17 protein-coding genes are annotated in these 20,619 nt (G+C 67.6%); 10 read left to right on the plus strand and 7 right to left on the minus strand.

Annotation, left to right across the window (positions count from 1 at the left end; genetic code table 11):
• Positions 1-30: 30 nt before the first annotated feature.
• The 4 genes from CFB47_RS19665 to opcM are packed head-to-tail and all read left to right on the plus strand — an operon-like array spanning position 31 to position 6,933.
• On the plus strand, positions 31-891 hold the full coding sequence (locus CFB47_RS19665; protein WP_039367881.1) for an alpha/beta hydrolase: 861 nt from the start codon (positions 31-33) through the stop codon (positions 889-891).
• Between the two features lie 32 nt (positions 892-923).
• Positions 924-2,141, plus strand: a complete 1,218-nt coding sequence (gene ceoA, locus CFB47_RS19670; protein ID WP_039367880.1) for a multidrug efflux RND transporter periplasmic adaptor subunit CeoA — start codon at positions 924-926, stop codon at positions 2,139-2,141.
• Between the two features lie 45 nt (positions 2,142-2,186).
• Positions 2,187-5,387: a multidrug efflux RND transporter permease subunit CeoB gene (ceoB, locus tag CFB47_RS19675; RefSeq protein WP_089462003.1), complete on the plus strand. Its 3,201-nt coding sequence runs from the start codon at positions 2,187-2,189 to the stop codon at positions 5,385-5,387.
• A gap of 10 nt (positions 5,388-5,397) precedes the next feature.
• The gene (opcM, locus tag CFB47_RS19680) at positions 5,398-6,933 is read left to right on the plus strand and encodes a multidrug efflux transporter outer membrane subunit OpcM (protein WP_089462004.1); all 1,536 of its coding nucleotides are present in this window, start codon (positions 5,398-5,400) and stop codon (positions 6,931-6,933) included.
• Positions 6,934-7,034: 101 nt separating this feature from the next.
• Here opcM and CFB47_RS19685 read toward each other — a convergent pair whose 3' ends face one another.
• Positions 7,035-7,631 (minus strand): TetR/AcrR family transcriptional regulator, encoded by a 597-nt coding sequence (locus CFB47_RS19685; RefSeq protein WP_089462005.1) that lies wholly within the window; start codon positions 7,629-7,631, stop codon positions 7,035-7,037.
• A gap of 125 nt (positions 7,632-7,756) precedes the next feature.
• Here CFB47_RS19685 and CFB47_RS19690 point away from each other — a divergent pair, with 125 nt between their 5' ends.
• Positions 7,757-8,191 carry a Tautomerase enzyme gene (locus tag CFB47_RS19690; protein WP_089462006.1) on the plus strand — a complete coding sequence of 145 codons (435 nt, stop codon included), beginning with the start codon at positions 7,757-7,759 and terminating at the stop codon, positions 8,189-8,191.
• 65 nt (positions 8,192-8,256) lie between these two features.
• Here CFB47_RS19690 and CFB47_RS19695 read toward each other — a convergent pair whose 3' ends face one another.
• Positions 8,257-9,147 (minus strand): LysR family transcriptional regulator, encoded by an 891-nt coding sequence (locus CFB47_RS19695; RefSeq protein WP_089462007.1) that lies wholly within the window; start codon positions 9,145-9,147, stop codon positions 8,257-8,259.
• A 99-nt stretch (positions 9,148-9,246) separates the two neighbouring features.
• Here CFB47_RS19695 and CFB47_RS19700 point away from each other — a divergent pair, with 99 nt between their 5' ends.
• The gene (locus tag CFB47_RS19700; protein ID WP_089462041.1) at positions 9,247-9,696 is read left to right on the plus strand and encodes a PACE efflux transporter; all 450 of its coding nucleotides are present in this window, start codon (positions 9,247-9,249) and stop codon (positions 9,694-9,696) included.
• Positions 9,697-9,842: 146 nt separating this feature from the next.
• On the opposite strand, the gene CFB47_RS19705 is transcribed toward CFB47_RS19700, so the two are convergent.
• The 5 genes from CFB47_RS19705 to CFB47_RS19725 all read right to left on the minus strand — a co-directional run bounded on the left by CFB47_RS19705 (position 9,843) and on the right by CFB47_RS19725 (position 16,047).
• Positions 9,843-10,694, minus strand: a complete 852-nt coding sequence (locus CFB47_RS19705) for an alpha/beta fold hydrolase (protein ID WP_089433378.1) — start codon at positions 10,692-10,694, stop codon at positions 9,843-9,845.
• Between the two features lie 271 nt (positions 10,695-10,965).
• Complete coding sequence (locus CFB47_RS19710) at positions 10,966-11,295, minus strand: DUF3579 domain-containing protein (RefSeq protein WP_089459283.1); 330 nt, start codon at positions 11,293-11,295, stop codon at positions 10,966-10,968.
• Positions 11,296-11,320: 25 nt separating this feature from the next.
• Positions 11,321-12,682 carry a sigma-54 dependent transcriptional regulator gene (locus tag CFB47_RS19715; protein WP_089459068.1) on the minus strand — a complete coding sequence of 454 codons (1,362 nt, stop codon included), beginning with the start codon at positions 12,680-12,682 and terminating at the stop codon, positions 11,321-11,323.
• On the minus strand, positions 12,672-14,555 hold the full coding sequence (locus CFB47_RS19720) for an ATP-binding protein (protein ID WP_089459067.1): 1,884 nt from the start codon (positions 14,553-14,555) through the stop codon (positions 12,672-12,674). The genes CFB47_RS19715 and CFB47_RS19720 overlap by 11 nt, the downstream gene beginning before the upstream one ends.
• A gap of 127 nt (positions 14,556-14,682) precedes the next feature.
• Positions 14,683-16,047, minus strand: coding sequence for a 2-hydroxycarboxylate transporter family protein (locus CFB47_RS19725; RefSeq protein ID WP_089433376.1), 1,365 nt, complete (start codon positions 16,045-16,047; stop codon positions 14,683-14,685).
• Positions 16,048-16,479: 432 nt separating this feature from the next.
• Here CFB47_RS19725 and CFB47_RS19730 point away from each other — a divergent pair, with 432 nt between their 5' ends.
• The 4 genes from CFB47_RS19730 to CFB47_RS19745 are packed head-to-tail and all read left to right on the plus strand — an operon-like array spanning position 16,480 to position 20,594.
• Positions 16,480-17,310, plus strand: a complete 831-nt coding sequence (locus CFB47_RS19730; RefSeq protein WP_039367858.1) for a MetQ/NlpA family ABC transporter substrate-binding protein — start codon at positions 16,480-16,482, stop codon at positions 17,308-17,310.
• A gap of 10 nt (positions 17,311-17,320) precedes the next feature.
• A complete protein-coding gene (locus tag CFB47_RS19735) occupies positions 17,321-18,739 on the plus strand; it encodes an LLM class flavin-dependent oxidoreductase (protein WP_089459065.1) in 1,419 nt (472 codons plus the stop codon).
• An 18-nt stretch (positions 18,740-18,757) separates the two neighbouring features.
• Positions 18,758-19,945 carry a methionine ABC transporter ATP-binding protein gene (locus CFB47_RS19740; RefSeq protein WP_089459064.1) on the plus strand — a complete coding sequence of 396 codons (1,188 nt, stop codon included), beginning with the start codon at positions 18,758-18,760 and terminating at the stop codon, positions 19,943-19,945.
• Positions 19,938-20,594, plus strand: coding sequence for a methionine ABC transporter permease (locus CFB47_RS19745; protein ID WP_089459063.1), 657 nt, complete (start codon positions 19,938-19,940; stop codon positions 20,592-20,594). Before CFB47_RS19740 ends, CFB47_RS19745 begins: the two co-directional genes overlap by 8 nt.
• The last annotated feature ends 25 nt before the right edge of the window (positions 20,595-20,619 follow it).

Here is a 20,619-nt window from a genome sequence, read left to right on the forward strand (position 1 = left end):
GTTCCATCTCGAAATGGATGCTGCATCGTCATGGACGCTTCTGAATTCAGCAAATTCCTGAAGGCCGCGTTGCCCGTGCAAGCCACGGCAGGCGCGGCGCTGACGGTCGCCGAAGTCGAAATTCCCGGCTACGCGCAGGACATCGTGTTGCGCCTGTACCGCCGCCCGGACAAGACCGGGTTGCCAGTAGTGCTTTATTTCCACGGTGGCGGCTTCGTTCGCGGTTCGCTCGAAGACGCTGATTTCGCCGCGCGTTTTTTAGCAGAACGCTTACCAGCGCTCGTAGTGTCGGTCGATTATTCGCTCGCACCGGCCTTTCCTTTTCCGGCCGCGCCGGAGGATGCGTATCGCGCTGCCGTATGGGCCGCGACGCGCGCCCGCGCGTTCGGCGGCAACCCGAAGAAGATCGGAGTCGCGGGGCATGACGCGGGCGGCCAGCTCGCGAACTGCCTCGCGTTCATCGCGCGCGATCGCGGCGAAGTGCAGATCGTCGCGCAGGCGCTGTTCGGGCCGATGCTCGACCCGAGCATGACGCGCATCGGCGACGCAGATCGCCTCGCCTCCGACATCACCCCGCGCGAATGCGCGGCCTGTTATCGCGCGTATCTGCCGCAGGCCGCGCAACGCATGCACCCGTACGCGGCGCCGCTCGAATCGGTGCGCCTCGCGGGGCTGCCGCCGACGCTCGTGGTCACCGCGCAGAACGACGTGCTGCACGTCGAGGCGGAGAAATATGCGGGCTGCCTGATCTCGTCGGGCGTGCTCACGCAGGTGATCCGCTATCCGGACATCACGCACGCCGCGCTCGCGACGCACGAAGCCGCCTTCGAGGAAGCCGTGCGCTTCTTCCAGTGCCGCTTCCAGGCGCGCCAGCCGAACCGTTCCGAATAACCAAAACCAATCCACGTTTACTGGAGATCCACATGGCCATCCTACGCACCTCCCGTTCCCGAATCGCGACAGCGGCGATCGTGACGCTCGCCGTCGTCGGCCTCGGAACATTCGGCGCGATGCGCGTGAACGCAAACGCACCGGAGAAAGCGGCAGCACCGCTGCCCGAAGTCGACGTCGCGACCGTCGTGCCGCAGACCGTGACCGACTGGCAGAGTTATTCGGGCCGCCTCGAAGCGGTCGAGAAAGTCGACGTGCGCCCGCAGGTGTCGGGCACGATCGTCGCGGTCAACTTCAAGGACGGCGCGCTCGTGAAGAAAGGCGACGTGCTGTTCGTGATCGACCCGCGCCCGTACCAGGCCGAAACCGATCGCGCAGCCGCGCAGCTCGCGGCGGCACAGGCGCGCAACGGCTACGCGCAGACCGACTGGCAGCGCGCGCAGCGGCTGATCGGCGACAACGCGATCGCGAAGCGCGACTACGACGAGAAGCAGAATGCGGCCCGCGAGGCGACGGCGAACCTGAAGGCCGCCGAAGCCGCGCTGGAAACGGCGCGCATCAACCTCGGCTATACGCGGATCACGGCGCCTGTCTCGGGTCGCGTGTCGCGTGCGGAAATCACGCTCGGCAACGTCGTGTCAGCCGGCGCGTCGGCCGCGCCGCTGACGACGCTGGTGTCGGTGTCGCCGATCTACGCGTCGTTCGACGCGGACGAGCAGACCTACCTGCAATACATCAACGGCGCGCGCAACGGCCGCAAGGTGCCGGTCGAGCTCGGCCTCGCGAACGAAACCGGCTACTCGCGCAGCGGCGAGATCGACTCGGTCGACAACCGCCTCGACACGTCGTCCGGCACGATCCGCGTGCGTGCGCGCTTCGACAACGCCGACGGCGCGCTCGTCCCTGGCCTGTATGCACGCGTGAAGGTGGGCGGCAGCGCGCCGCACGAGGCACTGCTCGTCGACGACGCGGCGATCAACACCGACCAGGACAAGAAGTTCGTGTTCGTCGTCGACCAGCAAGGCCGCGTGTCGTACCGCGAAGTGCAGCAGGGGATGCAGCACGGCAACCGGCGCGTGATCGTGAGCGGGCTTTCCGCCGGCGATCGCGTGATCGTGAACGGCACGCAGCGCGTGCGCCCCGGCGAACAGGTGAAGCCGCACATGGTCCCGATGACGGGCGGTGACGCGCCGTCCGCGCCTTTGGCGGGCAACGCGAAGCCGGCCGCCCCGGCGAAGGCGGATTCGTAAGCGGCTTGCCGCTTCCGATCCGCGTTCAACCAGACAGAGCAACTCATGAACATTTCCAAATTCTTTATCGACCGGCCGATCTTTGCAGGAGTCCTATCGGTGATCATCCTGCTCGGCGGGGTGATCGCGATGTTCCTGCTGCCGATCTCCGAATATCCGGAAGTCGTGCCGCCTTCCGTGATCGTGAAGGCGCAGTATCCGGGTGCGAACCCGAAAGTGATCGCCGAGACGGTCGCGTCGCCGCTCGAAGAGCAGATCAACGGCGTCGAGGACATGCTCTACATGCAGTCGCAGGCGAACAGCGACGGCAACATGACGATCACCGTCACGTTCAAGCTCGGCACCGATCCGGACAAGGCCACGCAGCTGGTGCAGAACCGCGTGAACCAGGCGCTGCCGCGCCTGCCGGAAGACGTGCAGCGGCTCGGCATCACGACGGTGAAGAGCTCGCCGACGCTGACGATGGTGGTCCACCTGATCTCGCCGGACAACCGCTACGACATGACCTACCTGCGCAACTACGCGCTGATCAACGTGAAGGATCGCCTGTCGCGGATCCAGGGCGTCGGCCAGGTGCAGCTGTGGGGTTCGGGCGACTACGCGATGCGCGTATGGCTCGATCCGCAGAAGGTCGCGCAGCGAGGGCTGTCGGCGGAGGACGTCGTGCAGGCGATCCGCGAGCAGAACGTGCAGGTCGCGGCCGGCGTGATCGGCGCGTCGCCGTCGCTGCCGGGCACGCCGCTGCAGTTGTCGGTGAACGCGCGCGGCCGCCTGCAGACGGAAGACGAGTTCGGCGACATCGTCGTGAAGACGACGCCGGACGGCGGCGTCACGCACCTGCGCGACATCGCGCGGATCCAGCTCGACGCGTCCGAATACGGGCTGCGCTCGCTGCTCGACAACAAGCCGGCCGTCGCGATGGCGATCAACCAGTCGCCGGGCGCGAACTCGCTGCAGATCTCGGACGAAGTGCGCAAGACGATGGCCGAGCTGAAGCAGGACATGCCGGCGGGCGTCGACTACAAGATCGTCTATGACCCGACGCAGTTCGTGCGTTCGTCGATCAAGGCCGTCGTGCACACGCTGCTCGAAGCGATCGCGCTGGTCGTGATCGTCGTGATCGTGTTCCTGCAGACCTGGCGCGCGTCGCTGATTCCGCTGATCGCGGTGCCGGTGTCGATCATCGGCACGTTCTCGCTGCTGCTCGCGTTCGGGTATTCGATCAACGCATTGTCATTGTTCGGGATGGTGCTCGCGATCGGGATCGTGGTCGACGATGCGATCGTGGTGGTCGAGAACGTCGAGCGGAACATCGAGAGCGGGATGAACGCACGCGCGGCGACCTACAAGGCGATGCAGGAAGTGAGCGGGCCGATCATCGCGATCGCGCTGACGCTCGTCGCCGTGTTCGTGCCGCTCGCGTTCATGTCGGGCCTGACCGGCCAGTTCTACAAGCAGTTCGCGATGACCATCGCGATCTCGACGGTGATCTCGGCGTTCAACTCGCTGACGTTGTCGCCGGCGCTGTCCGCGATCCTGCTGAAGGGCCATGGCGACAAGGAAGACTGGCTCACGCGCGTGATGAACCGCGTGCTCGGCGGCTTCTTCCGCGGCTTCAACAAGGTGTTCCATCGCGGCGCGGAGAACTACGGCCGCGGCGTGCGCGGCGTGCTGTCGCGCAAGACGCTGATGCTCGGCGTGTATCTCGTGCTGGTGGGCGCGACCGTGCTCGTGTCGAAGGTCGTGCCGGGCGGCTTCGTGCCCGCGCAGGACAAGGAATACCTGATCGCGTTCGCGCAGCTGCCGAACGGTGCGTCGCTCGACCGCACCGAGAAGGTGATCCGCGACATGGGCTCGATCGCGCTGAAGCAGCCGGGCGTCGAGAGCGCGGTCGCGTTCCCGGGGCTGTCGGTGAACGGCTTCACGAACAGCTCGAGCGCGGGCATCGTGTTCGTCACGCTGAAGCCGTTCTCGGAACGGCACGGCAAGGCGCTGTCGGCCGGCGCGATCGCGGGGGCGCTGAACCAGAAGTACGGCGCGATGAAGGACTCGTTCGTCGCGGTGTTCCCGCCGCCGCCGGTGCTCGGCCTCGGTACGCTGGGCGGGTTCAAGATGCAGGTGGAGGATCGCGGCGCGGTCGGCTATGCGCGGCTCGCGGATGCGACCAACGACTTCATCAAGCGCGCGCAGCAGGCGCCTGAACTCGGCCCGTTGTTCACGAGCTACCAGATCAACGTGCCGCAGCTCAACGTCGATCTCGATCGCGTGAAGGCGAAGCAGCTCGGCGTGCCCGTGACCGACGTGTTCAACACGATGCAGGTGTATCTCGGCTCGCTGTACGTGAACGACTTCAACCGCTTCGGCCGTGTGTACCAGGTGCGTGTGCAGGCCGATGCACCGTTCCGCCAGCGCGCGGACGACATCCTGCAGTTGAAGACGCGCAACGACCGTGGCGAGATGGTGCCGCTGTCGTCGCTCGTCACGGTGACGCCGACGTTCGGCCCGGAAATGGTCGTGCGCTACAACGGCTACACGGCGGCCGACATCAACGGCGGCCCGGCGCCGGGCTTCTCGTCGGGCCAGGCGCAGGCCGCGGTCGAGCGCATCGCGCATGAAACGCTGCCGCGCGGCGTGCGGTTCGAATGGACCGACCTCACGTACCAGCAGATCCTCGCGGGCGATTCGGCGATGTACGTGTTCCCGATCAGCGTGCTGCTCGTGTTCCTCGTGCTCGCGGCGCTGTATGAAAGCCTGACGCTGCCGCTCGCGGTGATCCTGATCGTGCCGATGAGCATTCTGTCGGCGCTCACAGGCGTGTGGCTCACGCAGGGCGACAACAACATCTTCACGCAGATCGGCTTGATGGTGCTGGTGGGGCTGTCGGCGAAGAACGCGATCCTGATCGTCGAATTCGCGCGTGAACTCGAACACGACGGCAGGACGCCGCTCGAGGCCGCGATCGAGGCGAGCCGGCTGCGGCTGCGCCCGATCCTGATGACGTCGATCGCCTTCATCATGGGCGTGGTGCCGCTCGTTACGTCGACGGGTGCCGGTTCGGAAATGCGCCATGCGATGGGTGTCGCGGTGTTCTTCGGGATGCTCGGCGTTACGCTGTTCGGGCTGATGCTGACGCCGGTGTTCTACGTCGTGCTGCGCACGCTCGCGGGCGGCAAGATCCACGTCGCCGGGAAGGACTCGGCGGGTTACGGTGTGCCGTCCCAGCACGTGCCGGCTTCGGATGCTTGAGGACAGGAAGATGAATAACTTGCACAACACGAACGGCCTGATGCGCTTCGCGAAGGTGGCGGCCGCGAGCACCCTGCTCGCGACGCTGCTCGCCGCGTGCGCGGTGGGGCCCGACTACAAGCGCCCGGATGTGTCGACGCCGACGGCGTTCAAGGAAGCGCCGACGCTCGCCGCCGGCGAGCAGGCCGGCACGTGGAAGACGGCCGAGCCGGCGGACGGCGCGCATCGCGGCGAATGGTGGAAGGTGTTCGGCGACCCGGTGCTCGATTCGCTCGAGACGCAGGCGCTCGCCGCGAACCAGAACCTGAAGGCCGCGGCCGCGCGGGTCGAGGAAGCGCGTGCGGCGACCCGTACCGCGCGCTCGCAATGGTTCCCGCAGATCGGTGCCGGCTTCGGGCCGACGCGCGAGGGGCTGTCGTCGGCGTCGCAGTTCCAGCCGCAGGGCACGGGGCCGACCAACGCGACGCTGTGGCGCGCGCAGGGCACGGTGTCGTATGAAGCCGACCTGTTCGGCCGCGTCGGCCGCAACGTCGAGGCGTCGCGTGCCGACCAGGCGCAGAGCGAAGCGCTGTTCCGTTCGGTGCAGCTCGCGCTGCAGGCGGACGTCGCGCAGAACTACTTCGAACTGCGTCAGCTCGATTCCGACCAGGACCTGTACCGCCGCACGGTGGAGCTGCGCGAGCAGGCACTGAAGCTCGTGCAGCGCCGCTTCAACGAAGGCGACATCAGCGAGCTCGACGTGTCGCGCGCGAAGAACGAGCTGGCCACCGCGCAGGCCGATGCGGTCGGCGTCGCGCGGCGGCGCGCGGCGTCCGAGCATGCGCTGGCGATCCTGCTCGGCAAGGCGCCGGCGGATTTCGCGTTCAAGGAAACGCCGATCGTGCCGGTCGCGGTGAAGATCCCCGCGGGCCTGCCGTCCGCGCTGCTCGAACGCCGTCCGGACGTGTCGGCGGCCGAACGTGCGATGGCGGCCGCGAACGCGCGGATCGGCCTCGCGAAATCGGCGTACTTCCCGAAGCTCGATATCACGGGGGCGTTCGGGTATGAGGCGTCGACGCTTGGCAACCTGTTCCTGTGGTCGAGCCGCACGTTCCTGCTCGGGCCGTTCGCCGGCACCGCGCTGACGCTGCCGCTGTTCGACGGCGGCCGCCGTGCGGCCGGCGTGCAGCAGGCACGCGCGCAGTACGACGAGCAGGTCGCGAACTACCGGCAGCAGGTGCTCGTCGCGTTCCGCGAGGTCGAGGACAATCTCGCCGACCTCCGCCTGCTCGACGACCAGATCCGCGCGCAGGATGCGGCCGTCAACGCGTCGCGCCGCGCGGCGACGTTGTCGCGCACGCAGTATCAGGAAGGCGAGGTCGCGTATCTCGACGTGATCGACAGCGAGCGCTCGGTGCTGCAGTCGCAGTTGCAGTCGAACCAGTTGACCGGCGCGCAGGCCGTGTCGACCGTGAACCTGATCCGCGCGCTGGGCGGCGGATGGGGGCCGGCACCGACGGCGGTGGGCGATGCGGCGACGGGCAAGGCGGAGGTGGCGGCGCGGTGATGCACCGGCCCGAGACGGGCCGACTTACCGGGTAGTCGATCGAAGCACCCCGATCCGTGGCGACGCGGATCGGGTTTTTTATTGGCGGTTAGTCAGGGCAGTCAGGCCTGTTGCTCCGGTTTCACGTCTGTGCGTTCCGCGATCACCACCGCGTAGCGGCCGACCGCATCGGCGATGCGTTGCGCGAGCTCGGGATCGCGCACCGCGCGCGCAAGCGTGACACCGCCTGACAGCAGCGCGAGGAACGCGATTGCCCGATCGTCATCGGGTGCGCTGTCCATTCCTGCCGACACTTCGTCGACGATCTGCCGCAGTGCCTGCTCGTACGCGTCGCGCGTCTCGTCATCGGCACGCATCACTTCCGGGGACAGGCTCGGCAGCGCACAGCTTTCACCGAGTTCGCAGGTGCGTCGCGGGCCGAGGTAGAACGACACGAACGGGCGCCGCCAACGCGCGCCATGCTCGGCCTTGAACGTCGCGACGCCGTGCCGGAGCTGGGCAAGGCCATCGAGGACGACCTGCCGGAACGCTTCGCCCTTCGTTTTGAAATGGCCGTAGAACGCGCCGTTGGTGACGCCCGCCGCCTTCGTCAGCGGACCGATGCCGGAGCCGCCATACCCCTCCTCGCGGAACAGCCGGCTCGCGGCTTCGAGGATGCGCGTACGGGTTTCGTGCTTGTGCTCGACGGAATAACGCATGACAGGCTCGCTTCAGAGCGATCACTCTTTATCTTGCATAGAGAGCGATCAGTGTCTAATGTATAGAGAGTGACTGGTATTTATATCACGTCACGATCCCGATGACCTGACCTGGAGAAAGTGCGATGCCGATTACGCTGACCGTATCAGAAGGGGTTTTCACGCCGGACGACGAGGGGCCGGTGTTTGCCGAGTTGACCGATGCGCTGCTGGAAGTGGAGGGGCTGACCGGGAATGCGTTCCTGGCGCCGAACGTGGTGGGCACGCTCAACGTGCTGCCGCGACACCGGACCTTCGTGCGGGGGCGCGCGGAGCCCGCTGCGTTCGTCGAGCTGAAGTTGCCCGCCGTGGCGCTCGCGGCGCCCGAGCGGCAGCGGCAATTCGTCGAACGGGCGACCGCGATCGTGCTGCGCCGGGCAGGTGGGCGGCTGACGGCCGCGCAGGTGTGGGTGAACGTCGTCCATGCGGTCGACGGTGGATGGGGCATTGCCGGACGACGCTACGACAACGTGTCGCTCGTCGATTCGATCCAGAGCGCGGCGGCGGCGGCCACGCACTGATCGCAACTAACGGTCAAGCCGTCCGGCGTTGATCGACGGCGTGGCGGCGTTCGCCGCCACGCCGGTCATTTTTCGTCACCCGCCACCCGCAGCGCGCGAACCAGTTCGCTCGCCGCCTTGCCGAGCCCCGAATGCTTCGGCCGGCGCAGGTACACCGGTAGCGGCAACCCGTTGCGGATGTTCGCGAACACGAGCGGCGCGAGCTCGCCGTCGGCGACGTATCGGCCGATCATGGATTCAGGCAGGTTCGCCCAGCCATGCCCGGCCTTCACGAGCGCGATTGCGGTAGCCATGTCGGTCACCTTCCACGTGCGGTTGCCGATCACCGGCCGCACGTCAGTCAGCGGCCGCTCGGGATCGGCGATCACGATCTGCCTGAGGCCCGACAGCCGCTCGATTGCTTCCGGTTGCGCGCATTCGGCGATCGCCGGATGGCTCGGCGCGGCGACCGCGACGAGCGTCTCGGTCCACAGCGCGTGGATCTGCTCCTGCGGATGCAGGTCGAGCCCGCCATACGCGACGCAGAGATCGACGGCGCGGCGATGCAGCGCATCGATGATCACGTCCTGCGGCGCCGTGACGATGCTGATCGCGAGCGCCGGGTATTTCGCGGCGACGGCCGTCAGCGCGCGGGCGACGGGCGCGCCGTCGAGTTCGGCGGCGAGGCCGAGCCGCAACGTATCCTCGACGCCTTCCGACAGGTGCTGCGCATGCGCGCGCAGCGCGTGCAGCCGCTCGGCGATCGACCGCGCGTCGGGCAGCAGCGCCGCCATCGCGGCGGTCGGCGTCGGTTCGCGCGTGCCGCGGTCGAACAGCACGAGGTCGAGTTCGGCCTCGAGGTTCGCGATCGCCATGCTGATCGCCGACGGCGTGCGGCCGAGCGCGCGCGCGGCCGCGGAAAACGAGCCTTTGTCGATGACGGTCAGCAGCATGTCGATGTGGTCGCTGGTCAGCATGCACTGGCCTCCTGTCAGAAAAATTGAAAGGACCTGACTTTGGCGGACGCGCTACCCGCTGATAGTCTCGCCACCTTGTTCGATAGAAGGTGGATGGTGATGCAAGGGTGGAAGAGACGCATAGTCTACGTCGTGATGTTCGAGGTGCTCGGTATCCTGATCGCATCGTCGGTGCTCGGCATGCTGAGCGGCGCCAGCGTGGCGGCGAGCGGCCTGCTGGGCGTGATGATTTCGACGACGGGCGTCACCGTCAATTTCCTGTACAACCTCGTGTTCGAGGCGTGGGAGCGCAGGAGTGCAGCGACGACGCGCACGGTCGGACGCCGCGTACTGCATGCGATCGGCTTCCAGATCGCGCTCGTGACGTTCCTGATCCCGCTGATCGCTTGGTGGCTCGACGTGTCGCTGCTGCAGGCGTTCCTGTACGACGCGGTGCTGATCGTGTTCTTCCCGATCTTCACGTTCACGTACAACTGGGCGTTCGACAGCGTGTTCGGGCTGCCCGATGCGGTCACGCGCAAGGCGGAGCCGGAGCCGGCCGTGTGGTAAGCCGTGCTGACGGAATGGCGCAGGCGGATTGACGGGGCGGACGCGCCGGTGACGCACGGCGGTTGATGAAGCGGCGATGCGGCGCGTATCCGCATCGTCGTTGAACAGCGAGGAGAACGGGCGGCGCGGAAGCCGCCCGGGAGCCTTTACGCGGCGACGAACTCGTGCACGAAGCGGTTGAACACGGCGGGGCTTGCCGCGTTCATCCCGTGCGACGCGCCGGCGACGGTCTGCCGTTGCGCGTTGCCGATCCACTGCGACAGCGTGTCGACGTTGTTGCGGAACATCTTCGGGCTGCGCTGGCCGTCGATCAGCAGCGTGCGGCATGCGATGTCGCCGGCGGTGTGCTGCGAGTACGCGGGCAGGGGGTCGCGCAACTGCTTCGGCAGCGTGCTCGCGTTGTCGATCGCCATCGTGCGGAAACGCGACGTGCTCTTCTTCCATGCACCCGGCAGGCTCACGGAATCGACGAACATCTCGAGGCCCGATTCGACGTCGCCTTGCCCGATCAGGTTCACGGCCTGCGTGCGCAGCGCGATCGCGGCGGCCGGCAGCGCGGCTTCGCGCACGCCCGGCTGTTGCAGCGGGCCGCCCGGATCGGCGAGCGTCAGCGATTCGACGAGATGCGGATGCTGGCGCGCGACGTTGAACGCGACGCTGCCGCCGCGCGAGTGGCCGACCAGGTGCACGGGGCCGAGATCGAGCGCGTCGATGAATTCGGCGAGCTCGTCGACGTGGTTCTGCCAGCTGAACTCGTCCTGGATGCCCGCTTCGACGGCCGGCCAGTAATGGCTGAGGCTCGGCGCGATGCAGCGGTAGTGGGCCGACAGCGCGGCGAGCTGCGGATCCCAGTAGCGGTAGTCGCACAGCGAGCCGTGCACGAACACCATCGGCGCGCCGCTGCCCCGCTCGACATACGGCAGGCTGATGCCTGACGAGAGCGTCGCAAATTGCAGGTCGGGGTTCGCGAGCACGGACGGCTCGATTCGCATGTTCATGACTGAAAGACTCAAAGGTGCGTCAACACGACGCAACTATGCATCACGGCGACCTGCAAGGAAAACGCATAATTTTCATCGTGACGATCAATTTTATTGATGGCTCGGCCGGAAACCCTTGTCGGAAGGGGATGGGTGTCGATGCTTTCAATCATCTGACGATTGGTCGCGGCGCCGGAAAGGCCGGATAAAGACGTGCGGCGACCTGCGCACCTGCACATCGCATCTTTGGAAAACGGGAAGAAAGCGCGCCGCGACAGCGGCCCGCGCGTCAGCGCACCGCCAGCGCGGGTGCGGTCTGAAGCACGACCGGGAGATCGTTGTCGGTCGCGAACTGCATCGCGAAATCGAACGCGTCCGCGCACACGGTGCGCAATTCGTCCGACACGAACAGACATTTGACGTTGCCGTCGACGACGGGCATCGCGAGCCGCGACAGCGCGCACGGATAGCCGGGCCGCCGCTCGCCGACGAACAGCGTGATGACGCCCGCGAGGCGCTCGGGCCAGTCGCTCGGGCGAAAGGTTTTCTGCGCGTGCGTGACGCCGCGGATCAGGTGGCCGGTGACGCGGCCGTGTTCGGTGATGTCGATGCGATCCATGCTGGAGTGCGTGTCCTCGTTCTCGTCATTCGCCGCCATCGGCCGCCGCGTCGCCGCGCGCGGGAATCCGCAGGTTGCGCAGCTTGTGATAGAGCGTTTTCTTCGGCATCCCGAGCGCTTCGCTTGCGTCCGCAACATTGCCGTTGTGACGCTGCAGCATGTCCTCGATCAGCATCCGCTCGAAATACGCGAGCTGCTCCGCGAGCGTGCCGCCTGCGGCCGGCGCGCCGCCGGACGACAGCAGGCTGTCGCCGGTCAGCCCGAGCACGAAGCGGTCGGCCACGTTCTGCAGCTCGCGCACGTTGCCCGGCCATGCATGCGTCATCAGTTCGGACACCTGCGCAGCCGTGACGACCGGCGCCGGCTGCCCGAAGCGGCGCGCGGCCGCGAGCACGAAATGCTCGAACAGCAGCGGGACGTCCTCGCGCCGCTCGCGCAGCGGCGGCAGTTCGATCTGCGCGACGTTGAGGCGATACAGCAAGTCAGCACGAAAGCGGCCGTCGGCCGCGAGCTCGGCAAGATCGGCCTTCGATGCGGCGACCACGCGGCAGTCGACCGGAATCAGCTCGTTCGCGCCGAGCCGCTCGACCACGCGCTCCTGCAGCACGCGCAGCATCTTGACCTGCAGCGGAATCGGCATCGTCTCGATCTCGTCGAGGAACAGCGTGCCGCCGTCCGCCCATTCGATCTTGCCGATACGCTTCTTGATCGCGCCGGTAAATGCGCCGGCTTCATGGCCGAACAGTTCGCTCTCGAACACCTGTTCCGGCAAACCACCGCAGTTCAGCGCGACGAAATGCGCGTCGCGCCGGCCGCCGAAGTCGTGCAGGCTGCGCGCGATCAGTTCCTTGCCGGTGCCCGTCTCGCCGGTGATCAGCACCGACACCGACGTATCGGCGAGGCGCAGGATCTTCTTGCGGACGTCGGCCATCGCGGGCGACTTGCCGAGCACGAACGCCTCGATGCCCTGCCAGTTGTTCAGCGCCGCGCGCAGCCCCTGCACTTCCAGCGTCAGACGGCGCTTCTCGACCGCGCGCGCGACGCGCCCCGCGATCACGTCCGACGAAAACGGCTTCTCGATGAAGTCGTACGCGCCGACCTGCATCGCGCCGACGGCCGTCGAGATGTCGGCATGGCCGCTGATCAGCACGACCGGGATCTGCGCGTCGATGGCCATCACGCGATCGAGCAGCTGCAGCCCGTCGATGCCCGGCATCCGCACGTCGGACACGATCACGACCGGTGCGCCGGGCGCGACGTGATGCAGCGCGTCGGCGGCCGACGCGAATGCGTCCACTGCGAAGCCGGCAAGCGCTACCGCCTGCTCGACGCCGATCCGGACGTTTTCATCGTCCTCGACGACCAGCACCCGAATCTCATCTTCCATGCTCTGTCCTTTGCAGCGTGGCCGCCGCGAATTCGATACTGAACTGCGCGCCGCCTTCGTCGCGGTTCGTCGCGGCGATCTTCGCGCCGAACGCCTCGACGATGCGCGACGTGATCGCGAGGCCGAGCCCGAGGCCCTGGCCGCGCGGCTTGGTCGTGACGAACGGCTCGAACAGGTGCGGCAGCACCTCGGGCGCGATGCCCGCGCCGCTGTCGGCGACGGTGAAGCGCACGCGGCCGGCTTCGTCCGGCCCGGCGGCCGCGATGACGATGCGGCGCACGCTCGCGTCGTGCACCGCGTCGAGCGCGTTGCCGAGCAGGTTCACGATCACCTGCTGCAACTGGCTCGATTCGGCCGATACGGCGGTGCCCGGCGCGATGTTCACGTCGAGCTGCACGCCTTCGTCGCGGATCCGCGCATCGTAGATCAGCCGCGCATGTGCGACGGCCTCGTTCAGCGACACCGCGACGCGTTCGACGTCGGGCTTGCGCGCGAAGGTCTTCAACTCGCCGGTGAGCACCGCCATGCTGTCGACGAGCTTGCCGATCCGTTCGAGATTGGCGAGCGCCGGCGCGGGCTGGCCGCGCTCGAAGAACGTGCGCGCGTTGTCGCACAGCGTGCGGATCGCGACGAGCGGCTGGTTCAGCTCGTGCGTGAGGCCGGCGGCCATTTGCCCGAGCACCGCGAGCTTGCCCGCATGCACGACTTCCTGTTGCGACGCGCGCAGCCGCTGCTCGGTGCGCTCGCGCTCGACGATCTCGCGCTGCATCCGTTCGTTCGCGGTCGTCAGCGCGGCCGTGCGCTGCGCGACGGTCAGCTCGAGCTGGTCGTTCGCGCGCCGCAGCGCGTCCTGCGCGTTCAGTCGCGCGACGATGGCCCGACGGCGCTGGATCGCATAGCCGGCGAGCAGCGCGGCGATCAGGAACGCACCGGTGACGAACACGAAGGCCGTCTGCTGCTGGCGCCGCGCGCCCGCGATGTCGAGCAGCACCATCAGCGAATCGCCGGCCTGCGGCGCGGGGCGCGACATCACGAGATAGCGCGTGGTGCGGCCGCTGTGGCGTGTATCGGGGAAGGTGCCGAACCACGCGGCCGCGCTGCGGTCGCCGATATGGCGGTACGGCAGCGCATCGACCGTGCGGCCTGCGTATTGCCGCGACGCCTGGATGTCGCGCTGCTGCTGCGCGGTGATCGGGCGCAGCGCGGTGAATTTCCACGCGGGTTCGGTCGAGATCACGACCACGCCGTTGCGATCGACGACCATCGCGGCGACGCCCGGCGCGCGCCATGCCGATTCGAGCGGATCGACGCTGATCTTCACGGCGGCCACGCCGATCGGCACGCCTTCGTCGCGCACCGCGCTGGCGAAGTAGACGCCCGGCACGCCGGTGTTGGTGCCGATACCGAAGAAGCGGCCGCTGCCGCGCGCGAGCGCGTCCTTGAAGTACGGCCGGTACGACACGTTGGTGCCGACGAAGCTGAGCGTCTCGTTCCAGTTGCTGGCGGCGATCACGTCGCCCTGCAGGTCGATCACGTCGACCGCGCCGCTGCCCGCGTCGCGGTTCACGGCTTCGAGGTAGGTGTCGACCGTGTGCACGAGTTCGGGAGCCTCATGCGGCGCGGCTTTCAGCATCGCGCGCACGCCGTCCTGCCGCGCGACCAGGCCGGGCAGGATCTCGAAGCGGCCGAGCTCGCTCTTCAGGCTCGACGCGTACAGGTCGAGCCGGTGCGCGCCGGTTTCCTCGAGCGCGTCGATCGCGCGTTCCCACGCGAAATCGACGGCCGCGGCCGCCACGCATACATACAGCACGCTGGCCGATGCCCAGCCCCACCACGGGATGCCCTTGAAGCTCTTCTGCACGTTCGCCCTCATCGAAACCCGCAACCGCCCGCCCGGCGTGACGCCCGAAACGACGCCCCGAACGACGCGCGCCGCGCGCCGGCTGGGCCGGCGGCGGCGCGTGCAAAGCGGCCGGCGCGACGGTGCGCGCGGCGGCGCGTCATCCGAAGTGGGCGACCAGGATCAGCGTGACCGTGACGACGATCGCGCCGCCGATCCGCGTCGCGATCTGCGCGAACGGCATCAGCTGCATCCGGTTCGCGGCAGTCAGGATCGCGACGTCGCCGGTGCCGCCTTGCCCGCTATGGCAGGCGTTCACGATTGCGGTGTCGATAGGGTACATCTTCATCAGGCGGCCGACCACGAAACCGGTGCCCATCAGCGTCGCGACGGTCGACACGATCGTGACGACGTTGACGATCGTGAACGCGGCGGTCAGCTTGTCCCACGGCGTCATCGCGACGCCGATCGCGAACAGCAGCGGGTACGTGACGGCGGTCGAGAAGAACTTGTAGACGACGAACGCGCCTTCCTGCAGCGGCGGCGACACCGCACGCGCGAGCTTCACGAGCACCGCGAGGAACAGCATCGCGACCGGCGCGGGCAGGCCGAACAGCTTGTGCGCCATCAGGCCCACCAGATACAGCGTGATGGCGGTGATGCCGGCGCCCGCGATGTGCGAGACGTCGACGTGGCCGCGGATTTCCTCGTTCTCGGGCGTCATGTCGCCCGATTCGCCGACCTGCAGGCGGCCGTTGCCGGTCAGGTGCGGGAAGCGCTTGCCGAGCATGTCGAGCGCGCCCGACAGGATGATCGCGGTCAGGCTGCCGAGCATCACCGGCGGCAGCACCATTGCGAACATCTCGCCTTGCGGCAGATGCATCAGTTCCGAATAGCCGATCGACAGCGGAATCGCGCCTTCGCCGACGCCGCCGGCCATGATCGGCACGACGATGTACAGCAGCGTGTGGCGCGCGCCGAGGCCGAGCGCGGTGCCGACCGCCGTGCCGACGATCGCGGCCGCGACCGAGCCGGCCGCGAGCGGGATGAAGATCTTCACGAAGCCCTGGATCAGCACGCGGCGATCCATGCTCAGGATGCTGCCGACGATGATCGACGCGATGAACAGGTACAGGAAGTTGGTCGACTTCGTGAACTCGACGGTGAGGTTCAGCACCGGCTTCGGCAGCACGTGGTAGTACGTGAGCGCGGACGGCACGAAGGTCGCGAAGATCGCGGCCGCGCCGATGTTGCGCAAGAGCGGCAGGCGCTTGCCCAGTTCCGCGCAGGTGAAGCCGAAGAACGCGAGCACCGCGATCGCCATCGAGATTTCACCGGGCACCTTGCCGGTCACCGAGAAGCCGACGATCAGCGCGAGCAGGATGAAGTAGACGGGCAGCGGAATGATGCCGATGCGGATTTCCATCAGTTTCCACCAGCCTTCCGGCCAGAAGCGCGCGCGCGGGGCGGCGACGGCGTCGGAAACCGGCTCCGGATGGGACGGGGTATGGATAGAGGTCTGCAAGACGTGTCTCCTGATGTTGGTATGCCTGCATGGCTTCGCGGCATCGTGTGCCGTCTATTACGCAACCCCCGTGCCAGAAATCCCGCTCGCCGGAAGATTTTTAATGCCTTGATTTATAAGGATTTTGTTTCGTCTGCGGAAAGGCGGCCCCGACCGGCTGGCCGAGATTTCGGAATTCGCCCGGCGCCCAGGCCGAGATTTCGGCCTGGCGGCCGACCGGGCGCCCGGTCGCACCTCCGATCCCGCATGGCCGCCCGCCATATCGCCGCGCGCGATTTTCTTCGCACAATCGCTTCGTAGACCGCCCCCGCGCCGCTCTCTATCATCGGCTGATCTTTTCCGATGCGTTTGACCTCTGTCCGGAGAACGCCCGTGCGTTCGCCGCGGCGTCGCTCATCCATCGATACCGTCTTTGGACAGGAGAGTGGTTTCATGCTGCATGCCGTTTTTTCCGCCCGCTTTTCCGCCGGCCGCGTCGCGCGCCTGCTGGCTGCCGCCGTGCTTGGCGTCGCATTGCTCAATGGCGCGCACGCCGACACCGCGCCGCTGAAGGTCGGCATCTCGACCAGCCCGCAAATCGAAGCGCTGAAAGTTGCCGCGAAGGAGGCGAAGGCGCAGGGGCTCGACGTGAAGATCGTCGAATTCACCGACTGGAATACGCCGAACGCGGCGCTCGCGAACAAGGACATCGACGTCAACTACTTCCAGCACATCCCGTTTCTCGAGAACGCGAACAAGCAGGGCGGCTACAACTTCGTGTCGATCGCGCCCGGCACGATCATGAAGATCGGCCTCTATTCGAAGAAGGTGAAAAGCTTCAGCGAGCTGAAGGACGGCGCGAAGGTCGCGATCGCGAACGATCCGGTGAACGGCGGGCGCGGGCTGTTGCTGCTGCAGCGCGCGGGGCTCATCACGCTGACGCCGGGCGCCGACTACCGCGCGACGACGCACGACATCGTGTCGAACCCGAAGCACCTGAAGATCATCCCGCTCGAAGCGTCGCAGCTCGCACGTTCGCTCGACGACGTCGATCTCGCGCAGGGCTACCCGAGCTTCATCAAGCTAGCCGGCACGACCGACCCGAACAGCGCGCTGCTGTTCGACGGCACCGAGAACAAGATCTTCGCGATCCAGTGGGTCGTGCGCCCGGACAGCGTGAACGATCCGCGCATCCGCAAGTTCATCTCGATCTACCAGCACTCGCCGGCGGTGCGCAAGGCGCTCGACAACGCGTTCGGCTCGCTGTACGCGATCGCGTGGTGACGGAGGCGGCATGACGACGGCGAACCGCAAGAAAATCCTGCTCAACGCGTTCAACATGAACTGCGTCGGGCACATCAACCACGGGCTGTGGACGCATCCGCGCGACCGCTCGGCGCACTACACCGATCTCGACTACTGGGCCGACCTCGCGAAGACGCTCGAGCGCGGCAAGTTCGACGGGATCTTCCTCGCGGACATCGTCGGCGTGTACGACGTGTTCGGCGGCGGGCCCGACACCGCGCTGCGCGAATCGGTGCAGGTGCCCGTCAACGATCCGCTGCTGCTGGTGCCCGCGATGGCGCAGGTCACGCGGCACCTCGGCTTCGGCGTGACCGCGAACCTCACCTACGAACCGCCTTACCTGTTCGCGCGCCGCATGTCGACGCTCGACCACCTGACCAAAGGGCGCGTGGGCTGGAACATCGTCACCGGCTATCTCGACAGCGCCGCGCGCGGCATGGGCCTCGCGCAGCAGATCGGCCACGACGACCGCTACGAGCGCGCGGACGACTACATGGACGTCGTCTACAAGCTGTGGGAACAGAGCTGGGACGACGATGCGGTGATCCGCGACGCGAAGGCGCGCGTGTTCGCGCAGCCGGGCAAGGTGCGGCGCGTGAAGCACGACGGACCGTTCTATTCGATCGACGCGATTCATCTGAGCGAGCCGTCGCTGCAGCGCACGCCGGTGCTGTACCAGGCCGGTTCGTCCGCGCGCGGCGTCGAGTTCGCGGGGCGTCACGCGGAATGCGTGTTCGTGAACGGGCAAAGCAAGGCCGCCGCGCGCGCGGCGACACTCGACATTCGCGCGGCCGCTGCACGGCAGGGCCGCGACCCGGCGTCGATCAAGATCTTTGCCGGCGTGAGCGTCGTGACGGCGGAAACCGAACTTCTGGCACGCGAGAAATTCGACGAATACCGGCGCTACGCGAGCGCCGAAGCGGGCCTCGCGCATTTCGCGAGCTCGACCGGCATCGACTTCGCGAAGTACGGCCTCGATGAGCCGATCTCGTACGTGAAGACCGATTCGATCCAGTCGGCCGTCGACGCGATCTCGCGCAAGAGCACGACCGGCACGTGGACCGTGCGCCGCATGCTCGAACAGATGTCGCTCGGCGGCCGCTATGCGCCGATCGTCGGCTCGCCGTCGCAGGTCGCGGACGAGCTGCAGTCGTGGATCGACGAGACCGGGATCGACGGCTTCAACCTGACGCGCACCGTGATGCCCGAATCGTTCGAGGATTTCGTCGACTGGGTCGTGCCCGAGCTGCAGAACCGCGGCGTCTACAAGGAAGACTACGATCCCGCGCCCACGCTGCGCGAGAAGCTGTTCGGCGCGGGCCCGCGCCTGCCCGCGTGGCATACGGGCGCGCAGCACCGGCCGGGCGCCGCCGTGCACGCCGAATCCGCGCATCCCGCGCATGTCTGAACGTGACGGAGCGAAGCGATGACGCAATTGTTCGATACGCTGGGTTTCATCGATACGTCGGCCGTGCGGGCCGCCACGGCTGCCGCGACGCATGACGCAGCGGCTGCGTTGGCCGAACCGGCCGGCGGCGTTGCCGTGTCGCTGGAGCAGGTCGGCAAGGTGTTCGCGACGCCGCGCGGCCAGGCCGCCGCGCTGCGCGACGTGACGCTCGACGTGCGGCGCGGCGAGGTCTTCGGGATCATCGGCCGCAGCGGCGCCGGCAAGTCGACGCTGCTGCGGCTCGTGAACGGCCTCGAACGGCCGAGCTCGGGCCGCGTGCGCGTGCAGGGCGTCGACGTCGGCGCGCTCGACGAGGATGGCCTCGTCGCGCTGCGGCGCCGCACCGGCATGGTGTTCCAGCATTTCAACCTGCTGTCCGCGAAGACGGTGTTCGAGAACGTCGCGCTGCCGCTGAAGATCGCCGGCGTGCCGAAGGCCGAGCGCGTGCGCAAGGTCGAGGCGCTGCTCGAACTCGTCGGGCTCGCCGCGAAGCGCGACGCGTATCCGGCCAGCCTGTCGGGCGGGCAGAAGCAGCGCGTCGGCATTGCCCGCGCGCTCGTGCACGATCCGGAGGTGCTGCTGTGCGACGAGGCGACGTCGGCGCTCGATCCCGAGACGACGCAGTCGATCCTCGCGCTGCTCGCCGACATCAACCGCCGCCTCGGGCTGACGATCGTGCTGATCACGCACGAGATGGAAGTGATCCGCGCGGTGTGCGACACGGTCGCGGTGATCGAACAGGGCGAAGTCGTCGAAACGGGCCCCGTGTGGCGCGTGTTCGGCGATCCGCGCCACGGCGCGACGCGCGCGCTGCTCAGCACGCTCGTGCACGACCTGCCGGCCGAACTGGCCGCGCGCGTGCAGCCGTTGCCGGAACAAGCCGCGTTGCCTGAAGGCGCGCAGGTCGTGCTCGACGTCCGCTATACGGGCGAGAGCGGTGGCGAGCCGGATGTCGGCGCGCTTGCAGTGGCGCTCGGCGGCTCGGTGCGGTTCCTGCACGGCGGGATCGAGCGCATCCAGGGGCACGCACAGGGGCGGCTCGTGATCGCGGCAGCCCTGCGCGCGGAAGATGCCGGCCAGCCGCCGGCCCGCGGCGGTGCAGTGGCCGCGCTGCTCGAACGCGCGCGTCGCCACGCGAACCACGCGGAGGTGCTCGGCTATGTTTGACCTCTGGTGGCCCGAACTGCTCGACGCGATCCGCGACACGCTGTCGATGGTCGCCGCATCGGCCATGATTGCCGCGTTGATCGGCATCCCGCTCGCGGTGATCCTCGTGACGACCGCGCCCGGCGGCATCTACGAGCGGCGCGGCGTGAACGCGGTGCTCGGCGCGCTCGTCAACGTGTTCCGCTCGACGCCGTTCATCATCCTGCTCGTCGCGCTGCTGCCGTTCACGCGCGTGCTGATCGGCACGACGATCGGCGTCTGGGCGGCCGTCGTGCCGCTGTCGATCGCCGCGATCCCGTTCTTCGCGCGGATCGCCGAGGTGAGCCTGCGTGAAGTCGACCGCGGGCTGATCGAGGCCGCGCTCGCGATGGGCGCGAAGCGCCGCCACATCGTCTGGCACGTGCTGCTGCCCGAAGCGCTGCCCGGCATGCTCGGCGGCTTCACCATTACCGTCGTCGCGCTGATCGGCTCGACGGCGATGGCGGGCGCCGTCGGCGCGGGCGGCCTCGGCGATCTCGCGATCCGCTATGGCTACCAGCGTTTCGACACCACCGTCATGGCGACCGTGATCGTGATCCTGATCGCGCTCGTCTCGGCCGTGCAAATCACGGGCGACCGCCTGGTCCGACGTGTGACCCGGCGTACCTGAGCGACGCCACAAGCGTCCGCTCGCT

It is taken from the genome of Burkholderia sp. AU27893 (genome assembly GCF_002223205.1).
Lineage (GTDB): Bacteria > Pseudomonadota > Gammaproteobacteria > Burkholderiales > Burkholderiaceae > Burkholderia.

Coding starts and splice junctions, on each gene's coding strand:
- ceoB (WP_089462003.1), top strand. CDS start 2,187: ATGAACATTTCCAAATTCTTTATCGACCGGCCGATCTTTGCAGGAGTC.
- CFB47_RS19745 (WP_089459063.1), top strand. CDS start 19,938: ATGTTTGACCTCTGGTGGCCCGAACTGCTCGACGCGATCCGCGACACG.
- CFB47_RS19715 (WP_089459068.1), bottom strand. CDS start 12,682: ATGGAAGATGAGATTCGGGTGCTGGTCGTCGAGGACGATGAAAACGTC.
- ceoA (WP_039367880.1), top strand. CDS start 924: ATGGCCATCCTACGCACCTCCCGTTCCCGAATCGCGACAGCGGCGATC.
- CFB47_RS19735 (WP_089459065.1), top strand. CDS start 17,321: ATGACGACGGCGAACCGCAAGAAAATCCTGCTCAACGCGTTCAACATG.
- CFB47_RS19690 (WP_089462006.1), top strand. CDS start 7,757: ATGCCGATTACGCTGACCGTATCAGAAGGGGTTTTCACGCCGGACGAC.
- CFB47_RS19685 (WP_089462005.1), bottom strand. CDS start 7,631: ATGCGTTATTCCGTCGAGCACAAGCACGAAACCCGTACGCGCATCCTC.
- CFB47_RS19730 (WP_039367858.1), top strand. CDS start 16,480: ATGCTGCATGCCGTTTTTTCCGCCCGCTTTTCCGCCGGCCGCGTCGCG.
- opcM (WP_089462004.1), top strand. CDS start 5,398: ATGAATAACTTGCACAACACGAACGGCCTGATGCGCTTCGCGAAGGTG.
- CFB47_RS19720 (WP_089459067.1), bottom strand. CDS start 14,555: ATGAGGGCGAACGTGCAGAAGAGCTTCAAGGGCATCCCGTGGTGGGGC.
- CFB47_RS19710 (WP_089459283.1), bottom strand. CDS start 11,295: ATGGATCGCATCGACATCACCGAACACGGCCGCGTCACCGGCCACCTG.
- CFB47_RS19700 (WP_089462041.1), top strand. CDS start 9,247: ATGCAAGGGTGGAAGAGACGCATAGTCTACGTCGTGATGTTCGAGGTG.
- CFB47_RS19740 (WP_089459064.1), top strand. CDS start 18,758: ATGACGCAATTGTTCGATACGCTGGGTTTCATCGATACGTCGGCCGTG.
- CFB47_RS19705 (WP_089433378.1), bottom strand. CDS start 10,694: ATGAACATGCGAATCGAGCCGTCCGTGCTCGCGAACCCCGACCTGCAA.
- CFB47_RS19665 (WP_039367881.1), top strand. CDS start 31: ATGGACGCTTCTGAATTCAGCAAATTCCTGAAGGCCGCGTTGCCCGTG.
- CFB47_RS19695 (WP_089462007.1), bottom strand. CDS start 9,147: ATGCTGACCAGCGACCACATCGACATGCTGCTGACCGTCATCGACAAA.